Consider the following 12,199-nt stretch of genomic DNA (forward strand, 5'->3'; position numbering starts at 1 on the left):
GTAGGAGCGTTGCCGGTGAGGGGGGTCTCGTCGTCTCCAGGCGTCCACGATGTGAGAAGGACGAGGGGTGTTCCCCACCGACCCGTGCGCGCGGGGATCCGGGCAGGACAGCGCCCCGGCGACGTTCCAGCGGTGCAGGACCGCTGGAACGTCGCCGGGGCGTTGTGTTCCGGGGCGCTGGGCCTCCGGGGCTCAGTCCTTCGACGCCTCCGCGTCCGCGATCCTGGCGATCACGGCGCCCGCCGAGACGGTCTCGCCCGGCTCCACGGACAGTCCCGAGATCACGCCCGCCTTGTGGGCCGTGAGCGGCTGCTCCATCTTCATGGCCTCCATGACCACGATCAGGTCGCCTTCGGCCACGTTCTCGCCGTTCTGCGCGGCCACCTTCACCACGGTGCCCTGCATGGGTGCAGTGAGTGCGTCCGTGCTTGCGGCGGCCGGAGCGGCGCCGGCCCTCCGCCCGCCACGGGGACGACGCCGGCCCGCGCCGGCCCGCGCGGCTGCACCCTGGAGCTGATGCATGGCCGCGCCCCACGTGGGCAGGGTGACGTCCACCCGCTTGCCGTTGACCTCGACGGTCACGGTGTGCCGTGGCTCGCGCGCCGCCGGATCGGCCGGGGTCACCGGGGTCGGGGCGATCTCATGGGCGAACTCGGTCTCGATCCAGCGGGTGTGCACCGAGAACGGCTCCTCGGAGTCCTGCAGCTCGGGGGCGAACGCCGGGTCGGCCACCACGGCACGGTGGAACGGCAGCACGGTGGGCATGCCGGCGATCTCGGCCTCCGCGAGCGCACGGGCCGCGCGCTGCAGGGCCTGGCGGCGGGTGGCGCCGGTGACGATCAGCTTGGCCACCATGGAGTCGAACGCGCCGGAGACGGTCTCACCCTCCACCACGCCGGCGTCCACGCGGACGCCGGGGCCCGAGGGCATCCGGAACATGGTCAGGGTGCCGGGGGCGGGCAGGAAGTTCCGGCCCGGATCCTCCCCGTTGAGACGGAACTCGAACGAGTGGCCGCGCACCTCGGGGTCCCCGTAGCCGAGGGCCTCGCCGCGCGCGAGCCGGAACTGCTCGCGCACCAGGTCGATGCCCGTGACCTCCTCGGTCACCGGGTGCTCCACCTGGAGGCGGGTGTTGACCTCGAGGAAGGACAGCGTGCCGTCCTGGCCCACGAGGAACTCGCAGGTGCCGGCGCCCACGTAGCCGGCGGCCTTCAGGAGGGCCCTCGAGGACTCGACCAGGCGCGCGTTCTGCTCGTCCGTCAGGAAGGGGGCGGGGGCCTCCTCCACGAGCTTCTGGTTGCGGCGCTGCAGGGAGCAGTCACGCGTGGACACGACGACGACGTCGCCGTGGGCGTCCGCGAGGCACTGGGTCTCCACATGGCGGGGGCGGTCCAGGAACCGCTCCACGAAGCACTCGCCGCGGCCGAATGCGGCGACGGCCTCACGCACCGCCGACTCGTACAGCTCGGGGATCTCCTCGCGGGTGCGGGCGACCTTGATGCCGCGGCCGCCGCCGCCGTAGGCGGCCTTGATGGCCACGGGCAGGCCGAACTCGTCCGCGAAGGCCACGACCTCGTCCGTGCCGTTGACGGGGGACGTGGTGCCGGGGGCCAGCGGGGCGCCGACCTCGGCCGCGATGCGGCGGGCGGAGACCTTGTCCCCGAGGGCGTCGATCGCCTCCGGCGGCGGGCCGATCCACACCAGGCCGGCCGCCTCCACGGCGCGGGCGAAGTCCGCGTTCTCGGACAGGAAGCCGTAGCCCGGGTGCACGGCGTCCGCGCCGGAGCGCTCGGCGGCGTCGAGGATCTTCTCCATCACCAGGTAGGAGTCCGCGGCAGTCTGCCCGCCGAGGGCCACGGCCTCATCCGCGAGCTTCACGTGCAGCGCGTCCCGGTCCGGCTCGGCGTACACGGCCACGGAGGTCAGGCCCTCATCCTGGCAGGCCCGCACCACGCGCACGGCGATCTCGCCGCGGTTGGCGATCAGCACCCGGGAGAAGCGCCGGGCCGCCCCGTCGGTGGAGGCGGGGGTGGCCTGGGGGCCGCTGCTGATGCTCATGGGTCGGGGCTCCTGAAGAGGGGGGCGGGGGGCGGCCGCCGGGGCCCGCCCATCGCGCCGTTCGGCCGACGGGGGACGGGCCGCCCGCACGGCACCGATGCTCCTCTGCACTGTACTGCGGTGGTGGACCCCCGCACAGGCATTCACGGGGTTCGGCGATGCTCACGCGACCAGGTTGGAGGTATCCCACAAGTCGGCGAACCGCAGCCCCAGCTCCGCGCACTGCACGCGCAGCACCGCCACGGACAGCCCGATCACCGCGTTCGGGTCCCCGTCCACCCACTCCACGAGCGCCGCGCCGGCACCGTCGATCGTGAACGCCCCGGCGCACAGCAGGGGCTCCCCGGTGGCCACGTAGGCGCGCACGGTGTCCTCGTCCACGTCGGCGAAGCGCACGTCCGCGCCCACGCAGGTGGACGTCTCCGCGTGCGGCACCGCGCCCTCGTCGCCGGGCATGAGCAGCCCCGCCCACTGGCCCGTGTGGAGCCGGCCGGTGCGCCCGGCCTGGGCGCGCCAGCGCTCGAGGGCCACCTCGGGCTCGTACGGCTTGCCGTGGGCCACGCCGTCCAGCTCGAACACGGAGTCGCAGCCGACCACCAGGGTGGGGCCGTCCACGCCCTCCGCGGCCGCCCGCTCGGCCACGTTCAGGCCCTTGGCCTGGGCCAGCAGCAGGGCCAGTTCGCCCGGGGTCGCCTCGGGGCGCGCCGCCCCCAGGGCTTCTTCGTCCACGTCGGACACCAGGACGCGGAAGGGGAGGCGGGCGCGCCGCAGGATCTCGGCGCGGCCCGGCGAGGCCGAGCCGAGCACCAGGGCGAGGCGTCCGAGGCAGGGGCGGGCGCCGTCGTCGGCAGGGGTCATGCGAGCGCCTCGCGCAGGGTGTCCAGGCCCATCGATCCCAGACGGAGCGCGCGTGTGTGGAAGGCCTTGAGGTCGAAGTCCTCGCCCTCGCGCGCCTCGCGCTCGGCCCGGATCTGCTCCCAGATCCGCTGGCCCACCTTGTACGCCGGCGCCTGGCCCGGCCAGCCGAGGTAGCGGGTGAACTCGAACCGGCGCTGGCCCTCGGAGAGGATCAGGTGCTTCGAGAGGAAGTCGTAGCCCCGCTCCGGGGTCCACGCGCCGCCGCCCTCCGAGGCGGGCATGTCGAAGCTGCAGTGGTAGCCGATGTCGAACACCACGCGGGCCGCGCGCATGCGCTGCATGTCCAGCATGCCCAGGTGGTCCCCGGCGTCCTCGAGGAAGCCGAACTCGTCCATCAGCCGCTCGGCGTAGAGCGCCCAGCCCTCGCCGTGGCCGGAGGTCCAGCAGAAGCTGCGGCGCCACAGGTTCAGCTCGTCCCGGGCCAGCATGGCCGTGGCGATCTGCAGGTGATGGCCGGGAACGCCCTCGTGGTACACCGTGGTGGTCTCGGCCCACGTGGTGAACTCGTCCTCGCCCGCCGGCACGGACCACCACATGCGGCCCGGGCGGGAGAAGTCCTCGGAGGGGCCGGTGTAGTAGATGCCTCCCTCCTGGGTGGGGGCGATCATGCACTCCACCCGGTCCATGGGGGCAGGGATCTCGAAGTGCTCCTTCATGGCCTCCAGCGCCTGGTCGGAGAGCCCCTGCATCCACTCCCGCAGCGCCTGCGTGCCCTTCAGCCTCCGGGCCGGGTCCGCGTCGAGGAGCGCGCGGGCCTCCTCGATCGTGGCGCCGGGCCGGATCCGCTCCGCGTCCGCCTCCTGAGCCGCAATGATCCGGGCCAGCTCCTCCTGGCCCCAGCGGTACGTCTCCTCGAGGTCCACCTCGGCGCCCAGGAACACGCGGGAGGCCAGGCGGTAGGCCTCGATCCCGACGGCGTCCTCCTGCGGGGCGTGCGGGCGCAGCTCCTTGCGCAGCGTGGCGGCGAAGTCCCGGTAGGCCTGCGCGCCGGCCTCGGCGCCCGCCCGGATGCGCGCGGCCAGCGCGGGGGTCACGGCCTCTGCCGCGCAGGCCCGCTCCACGAGCCCGGGGAAGAACCCGCCGGGAGCCCCGTGCGCCTCCGCCTGCTCCACCACGATGTCCACCTGACGCACGGCGGCCACGTGCCCGGCGTCGCGGGCGGCGAGCAGGGACTCGGTGTAGCCGGCCAGGGCCGCGGGCAGGTTCTCCAGCCGGCCGGCGATGTGCTCCCACTGCTGTGCCGTGTCCGTAGGCATCAGGTCGAGGACCGAGCGGATGCCCTGGGCGGGGGAGGCGATGTTGTTCAGCTCCACGCGCCCGGTGGCGTGGATCTCCCGCTCGAGGCCCAGCCGCTCGCGCAGGGCCGCGACGGTGACGCGGTCCGCCTCGTCCTCGGGCTCGAGGCCGTCCAGCTCGGCCAGGGTGCGGGAGTTGAGCTCGTCCAGGGCGCGGAGCCCGGCGGGGGAGAAGTCGCCGTATTCGGTCTCCCCGCCTGCGAAGCCCATGGCGGTGGCCTCCTCGGGACGCAGACGGAGCAGCTCGGCGACGTGGCGCTCGGCCAGGGCGTCGATGGCGGTGGGGGTGCGGGCTCCGGCGGGCGCGGGTGTGGTCTGGGTCATGTCACAAACTCTAGGTGGTTTCGACTGCCGCTTGGGTGTGGTGCCATGTCCCAGGCCTGCTCAGGCGGCCATCCGCGGCACGGCGGAGAGGCCCCTCCGAATCGCCGGGGCCGGGGGGCTAGGCTCATCGGTGGCGATGACGTTCCACGAACGACATCCATCCTCAAGGAATTCTTCGGTCACGACGTCGACAGGCGAGGTATGAGCTGGACAAAGGAGATTATCGGCCGGAGCGCGGTCGCACGCCGGGCAGTGGACATCGCGGTCGTGCGTGCTTCCCAGTCCATCGACTGGCACCGTCGCCGTCAGGCCGTCCACAACGAGGGGACTTCCACCCGTGGCCCCGTCAGCGTCGTCGTTCCCGCCGCCTTCGGGTCGTTCGGAGATGAGGCGCTCGCCTTCGGCGCCGATGCCCTGCTCGCCCGGGATGGGCGTCGGATGCTCGGGGTGGTCGCGGGTGATCCCGCACCGTGGCATCGGTCCGGCCTGCCCGACGTCATGTCCGAGGACGACTTCGTGGGCCCATGGCGACTGGGTATGGACCAGGGGGCGGTCGAGGCTCTGGTCCCTGGTGGGGAAGTATGGGTCCTGGGAGCGGACTACGCAGACGGCGTCTATGGACTCAGAAGCCTTGCCACGAGGGTCTCTCTGCTGAATATGGCGGCGCGGTCCGGCCTCCGTGCGGCCCTCATCAATTTCTCCTTCCGCGAAGAGCCTCGTGCGGGCGCCGTCTCCCTTCTCCAAAGTCTTGATCGGCGCGTCTTCATCTCGCTTCGGGACGACGTCTCAGCGGAGCACTTTCGAGCAGCCACAGGCATGACGGCGAGTTCGTATCCTGACCTCGCGATGTTCCTGCGACCCAGGGCTACCGAACAATCGGAGAGGCTCGCCCAGTGGCGCCGCGGCCATGGTCGGCCGACCATGGCGGTGGTGGGCAATGCCCACTTGGCTACTCACTTCGGGGGCTCCATCCCCGAGCTGGCGGAGGCATTCGCTGCTTTCTGCCGCGAAGCGATCAGTCGAGGGTGGGCCATCTCCCTCGTCTCGCACGACGTGCGGGATGAGCCGGGGGACAACCTCCTCCTCGAAGCCATCCGGACCCATCTCCACGAAGCGGACGACTCAGTCCGGTTGACGATTCCCTCCACTGCCGCGTCTGCGAAGGCTGCGCTCGGACAGTCCGATCTCTGCGTGACGGCGCGCATGCACCCTGCTGTTGCAACCCTGAGTCAGGGAGTGCCCACCTTCGGTCTGGAATACGTCGGCAAATTCACCGGCCAGTTCGCGTGGTACGGGGCCGAGCAGCATCTTGCACCGTGGACGGAGATCGTGGAGCGCCCGGTTGACCTCGCCCGTCGCGTGGTGTCACAGGACTGGGACCGCGAACGTCGACGGCTGAGCGGCCGAGCTGAAGCACTCCGTTCCTCGGATCCCACATGGCTGCGGACCGCATGACCATCGGACGGCGCGATCATCTGCTGAACGCTGTCGCATCCCTCCTCGTCCCGGCGGCCTCTTTGCTGTCGGCGCCCTTGTTGGCGCGGGCCCTGGGCCCGACGGCCCGTGGGGAGTTCACCGTCGAGCAGAGTCTCATCCTCACGGCATCGTCGCTGTTCGGCCTCGGTATCAGCGACATCGTCGCGACTCGGTGGCAGGCATTCAGTGCACGTCACCGGCTCAGACTGGCCTATCTGAACGTGGGAAGCGCCCTGGTCTTCTCCGGCGCCGGCCTGGTCTACTTGGCTTTGGCAGTCTCTCCGTCTGTCCTCGTCATGGGTCTGTGTCTTATCGCAGGAGGCGTGTTCGCGGCGGCCCTGGCCGAGCGGGGCATCGCCCTCTCTCGTGATGATCTGAGAGGGGTGGCAGCGGAGAAGCTCCTGGTCGTCACTTCTCGTCTCGCTCTGACGGTGATGGCCTTCGCATTCGGCGTGCTCGATCTCACGGTGGCCCTGGTCACCCTGGTTCTGCCCCAGTGTGTGGGACTGGCATATCTACGGGTACGACGTTGGCAGGCGCAGAAGGCTGCGTCCTTCCGGCCCTGCACGGCCGGCCTGGGGGGCAGACTCGACTGGTGGACCGTCCTGGGTGGCAGCGGTGGAGTCCTGCTGGTGAACGGCATCCCCCTCGTCGCTCTGGCCGCGATCGGCCCCACTGAGGTGGGGTACTTCTCGGTGTGCATCCTCATCGCCGAGGTGTTCACTCTCGTCGCCAAGCCGTTCCGTGACGCGACGTTCACATCGCCGTACGCGAGTGACTGGTCGAAGCTGAGGCGCCTGACCTGGTCCACTCTGGCCGTCCTGGTGGGGATCGGCCTGCTGGCGAGCGCCGTCATGTGGTTTGCGGTGCCGCTGGTCTTCGGCTCGGACTTCGCTCCGGCAGTTCCTGCGGCCTACGTGATGATCATCGCCGGCGTCTTGAAGGGCTGGGGCTACCAGCTGAATGGCGCTCTCACCGTGAAGGGCGATCACCGAGTGCGTGCGGTCAGCACCTACTCGGCTGTGGTCGTGAATGTCCTCCTTCTCTTCTTGTTCGCAGCCGGCGGTGCAGCAGGGGCGGCCCTCGCCTGCACCCTGGCTTATGCCGTGATGGCCGGATGGTCAGCTGTGTCGCTCTTCGTTTCGTCCCCGAAGAAGCCCGAAGACACAACCCCCTGAGGCTGGCCCAGCGGCAAGGACATCGAAGACGCTCACCCGGTGCGGCGCGAAGCCCGCCCCATGGACACCAGGACGGGGGGACAGTCGATGAGGTAGCGACGGGCCAGACGCCTCGGGTTCTGCAGGAGGCGATGTACCCATTCCAGGCCGGCGGACTGCACGAGGGGGTGCGCCCTGGACGTCTCTCCCACGAACATGGCCAAGCCCCCGCCGATGTTGATGTAGAACGGGCCGGGCAGATGGGCCTCCAGCTCCATGCCGAAGATGTCCCCGAACGGAGGAGTGACAGCCAGGAGGACGATGTCTGCACCCCCGGCTGTCGTGATCTCGCCGGCGATGCGCTCTGGGGCCCACTCGTTCTTACGGCCCGTGTTCGTATAGGTCACCTGCGCGCCACGCGCCCGGATCGCCTCCGCGAAGGCCGCCACGGTGTCGGGTGACCCACCGATGACGGCGATCCGACGACCGGGGAGGCGGGGGTCGTGGACCAGGTTCTCCACAAAGGTGGCCCCGGTGACGCGGGCGGTCGCGACGCCGAGGCCGCGTTCGCAGAACACCTGGACGGGCCACCCATCAGCCGTGACACGCGCAGCTGAGCGCATCGCCGCGGCGAAACGCCGATTGTGCCCCAGCAAGTGGAGGTGATGAAGATTCACTGTCTGTACTCGGCCCGCGCCCGCGAACGCCACGTCCAACAGCTGGGCGTCGCTCGGGATGATGCGCTCTGCCAGGTCATCCCGTGCGAAGTTATCCAGGATCGCGGAGGACAGGGGAAGGACGGTCGGCTCGCTGGCCTCCGCCCTCGGCTCATGCCATTCCACATCCGTGTGCTGCAGAGCCCCCTGGCGGACCTCTCCCATCCTGGCCAGCCGCGTGCCGGCCAGACGGGCGGTGAGCCCGGCGACCATCTCGTCCGGGGTGTCGGCCGTGATCACCCACTCCACCGGCACGCCCGCGTCCTCAGCCAGCTGCGATGGCACGATGACCTCGACACCGTGCTCGATTGCCTCGAGCATCTTGACGCTGACACCGGAAGTGGATCCATAACGGGGGACGACGACCACGCCCACGCGATCGTAGAACTCGTCCCGAGAGCCGACACGGCCCATTCCCACGACGCCGCTGCGCGGATCGTCGTACTTCTCGGAGCCACTGCCTGCGAGGACGACGCCGACCGGACGGCCAGACGCTTCCCGGACCCGGGGCACGATGGAGGTGAGGAGCTGATCGACCGCCTCTGCGTTCGGGGGCCAGGACATCTTGCCAAGAAGACCGACCGTCCGGGTCTCCGAGCGAGCCCGCCGTTCACCTCGGGATGCGAGCGGCAGGTGCTCCGCGTAGATTCCCCACTCGCGCAGTCTCACGACGTCGGTCTTCGAGAGGGCGTAGACGCGCCGGGGAGTCGAGAGCAGACGCTCTTCGACGCTCCGGAGCCGAGACGAGTTCCTCAGGACGCGCAGCAACGCAGGGTCGTGGTGACGCGACAGCTCCCAGTCGACATTGTGGGCGAAGTGCATATCGGGAGTCAGACCGGCTCGCTCGGCGAGGAGCAGGGCAGGGAACTGACTTGTGGCCACCAGGTCGAACGACTTGGCTGCCGCGTGGATTCGCTCTCTCACCCTCCCCGACTTCGGGCTCCAGACGAACTTGGCCTCCTGGTACGGCTCGCCCAACAGCACCATCCGGGTCAGCGTAGCCGCCAGCTTCCCTTTGTGACTGCGGACCTCAAGCGGGAGGTCGTCTTGCGATGCAGGATCCGCCACGGTCATGACTGTCACATCGAACGACTCTCGGAGTCTCGCCAGAATCCTGCGGTCCACCCAGCTCGCGCCGCCCAGATCCTGCGCCTGGGGACTGTAGGTCGTGATGAAAAGCAGGCGGAGCGGCATAAGAATCCTCAGGCTGAAGTGCGTCGGCCGCCTCATCCGCGGCGAAGAACCCGCTCATCGTATCCTGCACGGCGCGCGGCGCACGGCACGCGCAGCCGCGTACGGCCGAGGACGTCAAACCTGGTTGCAGTAGGGTGGACTGCATGTCAGGTTGCGCGACTGTACCAGCGCGGTCATGTGACACCACACAGTGTAAGTGAGGGGCTCCCATATCCGCGCAAGCCGATCGCGGCGATAATTCGAAATTATTTTTGTTTTCGACCCGGAGTAAATTAAGGAGGGGCGTGGAGCGAGTTCGATTATGGGAGCTGTCTCTCATTGTCGCATGCGCGGCGGTCTCCAGCATTGCGACGGTTCATGAGCCCAGGATTGTCCTTTTACTTATTTTGATTCTCGGCCTTATGGGGATTTATGTAGCAACGCGCGCCGCGCTTACTTCGCTTCTCTTTCTTTCTCTGTCGGTGGGAGGTGCAACCCTTTCTAGTCTTACAGGTGTGGCCAGCGGTTCGACCCTGCTCAGCGCCCTGGTGTTAGGGTGCATTCTCTGTATTGGAATGGCCATGGGGTTTCGCAGGCCTCCCCCTTCGGCGGTATTAGCGGTTTCCGTATTTGTACTATGGGGTTTAATTTGGGCTGTTTTGCCTGACAGGATAGACCGATCTCTAATCGATTGGTTGGGCTCGACGGTTGGCTATGCCGTCCCTTGGCTTCTTTTATGCATCAATTGGAAAAAAATACCGACGCGGTTTGTAGCTGTTCTGATTGCAGTCGCACCGCTCCTTGCCGTTCTCGTCGGCTTTGGGTTGGACATTGCCGGCATCAAGGACCTAACTGACGTGGATGCCATCGGTACCAGTCGATTGGCTGGTGGGCTCCCTGCTGCATATTTGGGATCTTTGGCTGGATTTGGCATGATTGCAGCAATGTGGCTATGGTTGCGCCGGAAGGGGCCGGGCATCCTGTTGCTCGTTCTTGACGGCCTGGTTCTGGCAAGCACCCTGGCACGTGGCCCCTTACTGGTTGCATCGCTGGTGGTTCTTACGCTTATTGTGTTTGCCAAGCGTACGCGAACTAGGATCGCGTTTATTACCCGTTTCGCCATCTTGGCGCTATTCACCGCCGGCTTAGCCACTGCTTTGCCGGGAGTGATGGCTCGAACGCAAGGCCAGGATGACTACCAAGGTGGTCTGTCCGGTCGAGAATTGGCTTGGGACTACTTCTGGCGGACGCATCAGGAAAGGCCGGTATTCGGGTATGGCCCCGGGGCCCATGCGACCCTGTCTCAGGAGTCCGACGTGGCCCTGGTGCGTGAGTATTTCGTCGCCCCGCATAATACCTACTTGCAGCTACTTGTTGACTTTGGATTTGTCGGAACCGCAGCTATCGTTGTTGCGATTATTTGGCTGTTTGCTGCAGTCGCGAGGCGACAGGAGCGCACGGAGCGAGTCCTGTTGTACTCAATGGGTTTTGCACTAGCTATATACGCATACTTCGATAACGTCCTATCTGTTCCTCAGGTCTATGTTCCTGTCTTTACACTCATTGGGATATTGCGGGTCGCCGGTGCGGGGAATGGAGGTCCAGCGAGTGGGGTCAACCGTTACAGTCCGCTGCTCCAGAATAGTCCTCCAGATTATTCAGGGTCTAGACCGCGGATTCAGCCTCATGCCTGACCCCTGCTATGCGTCGGGATAATATTTTGAACTTAGGTCCGATGCCTGACGGCGTCACCGGCCGCATCGCTAGCCGGTGGAGGTAATCGGACTGCGTCCAACCGGAGCCCCGGGACAGAGGAGCACTGGAGTCGGCGGGCTGCCCAAGAGGGGAGCGACGGTGATGATTCATGACCACGACCTTCGGTGCAAAGTGGTCCGGCAGTGGGCCGGGATTCTTATGGCCTAGAGCACCTAGGATGGTGTCGACGGACGTGGGCAACCGGCTTTAGGTCCGCTCTTGACCGACTTGATTTGGAGGTAGGCGTTGACCCGTAGAGACATGTCACTCGACATTGCCAAAAGCATTGCCATCATCGCGATTGTTGCCGGGCATGTTTGGCGAGGCTTGGCCTCTGCGGGTCTCCTGGACGGGGATTCGATCTTATTCAATGTAGTCGACCGCTCCCTCTACATGTTCCATCTCTCCGTGTTCGCCTTTACGGCAGGCCTGTTCGTACAGCGGGGCATGAACAGAGCCGGCGCATGGCGGTACGCCATGAAGCGGGATGCCGAGTTCTTGTGGATCTATGTGCTCTGGTCCTTCATCAGCGGCGGGACGAAGCTAGCCCTCTCGTCCGCGGTCAACCACCCGACGTCGGTGCCCGAAATCCTGACGCTATGGATCCCCTCAGAGCAGTACTGGTTCTTCGGCTGGATAGCCCTAATGATGATCCTGTCCGCCCTAGTCCAGCCCTGGCGGTCCACCGCCCGCGCCATTTCCTCGCTCACGCTCGTCACCCTCGGGTCTTTGGTCATGTGGGGCATCGGGGGCACGGTGATCGGGACACAGGGTCTGGGACTCGCGTTCTTCTTCTGGGTAGCCCTGATCGTCCGGGGGGACCGCCTCCTGGGAATCCTCAAGGGAATGAGCCTGCCTGTCGCCGTCCTCGTGGCGGTCTTCTCCACGGTCGTCATGCTGGCCCTCGTGAGCCTCACCGGTGCGACGACCCCCACGGAAGGCGCTGCCGGACGCACTGCCGTAAATGTCCTGCTCGGTGTCCTCGCTGCGACCGCGGGTGTCGTCGCCGTCCTCCTCTGGTCGAGTGTGCTGGCTCGCGCCGATCGGAGGGCAGAGGTTTTCCAGTACATCGGCCAGCGGTCCATGGCGGTCTTCATTGCGCACGTCCTCTTCATGGCGGCGGCGCGGATCGTGCTCCTGCGTCTGGGAGTCGACCAGGTCGGACTCCATCTGCTGATCGGCGTCGTCATCGGTGTCGGGGGACCCCTCATGCTGTTGTGGCTCAGCCAGCTGCTGCGAGTCCAGTGGCTGTTCAGTGCTCCTCAGTGGCTCACAAGGCGGGTCTGAACCTAGCCGCCGTTCGTCCCGGAGCACTACGAGTTGCAGG

Annotated in this window: 8 protein-coding genes; 4 read left to right on the top strand and 4 right to left on the bottom strand. The window is 67.4% G+C overall.

The features are described 5' to 3' along the window. Window positions 1-192 precede the first annotated feature (192 nt). The 3 genes from MA879_RS02170 to MA879_RS02180 form a co-directional block, all read right to left on the bottom strand. Window positions 193-2,058, bottom strand: coding sequence for an acetyl/propionyl/methylcrotonyl-CoA carboxylase subunit alpha (locus tag MA879_RS02170; protein ID WP_248123006.1), 1,866 nt, complete (start codon window positions 2,056-2,058; stop codon window positions 193-195). A gap of 162 nt (window positions 2,059-2,220) precedes the next feature. Beyond that, window positions 2,221-2,916, bottom strand: a complete 696-nt coding sequence (locus tag MA879_RS02175; protein ID WP_248123008.1) for a Maf family protein — start codon at window positions 2,914-2,916, stop codon at window positions 2,221-2,223. Beyond that, complete coding sequence (locus MA879_RS02180; RefSeq protein ID WP_248123009.1) at window positions 2,913-4,595, bottom strand: DUF885 domain-containing protein; 1,683 nt, start codon at window positions 4,593-4,595, stop codon at window positions 2,913-2,915. The genes MA879_RS02175 and MA879_RS02180 overlap by 4 nt, the downstream gene beginning before the upstream one ends. Window positions 4,596-4,796: 201 nt before the next feature. Between MA879_RS02180 and MA879_RS02185 the strand changes: the two genes are divergently transcribed. Together MA879_RS02185 and MA879_RS02190 are read left to right on the top strand one after the other, a co-directional pair. Continuing rightward, a complete protein-coding gene (locus MA879_RS02185; RefSeq protein ID WP_248123011.1) occupies window positions 4,797-6,050 on the top strand; it encodes a polysaccharide pyruvyl transferase family protein in 1,254 nt (417 codons plus the stop codon). Beyond that, a complete protein-coding gene (locus MA879_RS02190) occupies window positions 6,032-7,249 on the top strand; it encodes a lipopolysaccharide biosynthesis protein (RefSeq protein WP_248123012.1) in 1,218 nt (405 codons plus the stop codon). The genes MA879_RS02185 and MA879_RS02190 overlap by 19 nt, the downstream gene beginning before the upstream one ends. A gap of 32 nt (window positions 7,250-7,281) precedes the next feature. Here the strand turns inward: MA879_RS02190 and MA879_RS02195 are convergent, their stop codons facing one another. Beyond that, a complete protein-coding gene (locus tag MA879_RS02195; RefSeq protein ID WP_248123017.1) occupies window positions 7,282-9,138 on the bottom strand; it encodes a WecB/TagA/CpsF family glycosyltransferase in 1,857 nt (618 codons plus the stop codon). A gap of 284 nt (window positions 9,139-9,422) precedes the next feature. On the opposite strand from MA879_RS02195, the gene MA879_RS12510 reads away from it, so the two are divergent. Both MA879_RS12510 and MA879_RS02205 read left to right on the top strand, forming a co-directional pair. Beyond that, the gene (locus MA879_RS12510) at window positions 9,423-10,811 is read left to right on the top strand and encodes an O-antigen ligase family protein (RefSeq protein WP_248123019.1); all 1,389 of its coding nucleotides are present in this window, start codon (window positions 9,423-9,425) and stop codon (window positions 10,809-10,811) included. 322 nt (window positions 10,812-11,133) lie between these two features. After that, window positions 11,134-12,159 carry an acyltransferase family protein gene (locus MA879_RS02205; RefSeq protein ID WP_248123020.1) on the top strand — a complete coding sequence of 342 codons (1,026 nt, stop codon included), beginning with the start codon at window positions 11,134-11,136 and terminating at the stop codon, window positions 12,157-12,159. Window positions 12,160-12,199: the final 40 nt, after the last annotated feature.

The sequence above is a fragment of the Micrococcus lacusdianchii genome (genome assembly GCF_023155805.1).
GTDB lineage: Bacteria > Actinomycetota > Actinomycetes > Actinomycetales > Micrococcaceae > Micrococcus > Micrococcus lacusdianchii.

Coding starts and splice junctions, on each gene's coding strand:
- MA879_RS02180 (WP_248123009.1), bottom strand. CDS start 4,595: ATGACCCAGACCACACCCGCGCCCGCCGGAGCCCGCACCCCCACCGCC.
- MA879_RS02175 (WP_248123008.1), bottom strand. CDS start 2,916: ATGACCCCTGCCGACGACGGCGCCCGCCCCTGCCTCGGACGCCTCGCC.
- MA879_RS02205 (WP_248123020.1), top strand. CDS start 11,134: ATGTCACTCGACATTGCCAAAAGCATTGCCATCATCGCGATTGTTGCC.
- MA879_RS02185 (WP_248123011.1), top strand. CDS start 4,797: ATGAGCTGGACAAAGGAGATTATCGGCCGGAGCGCGGTCGCACGCCGG.
- MA879_RS02190 (WP_248123012.1), top strand. CDS start 6,032: ATGGCTGCGGACCGCATGACCATCGGACGGCGCGATCATCTGCTGAAC.
- MA879_RS02195 (WP_248123017.1), bottom strand. CDS start 9,138: ATGCCGCTCCGCCTGCTTTTCATCACGACCTACAGTCCCCAGGCGCAG.
- MA879_RS02170 (WP_248123006.1), bottom strand. CDS start 2,058: ATGAGCATCAGCAGCGGCCCCCAGGCCACCCCCGCCTCCACCGACGGG.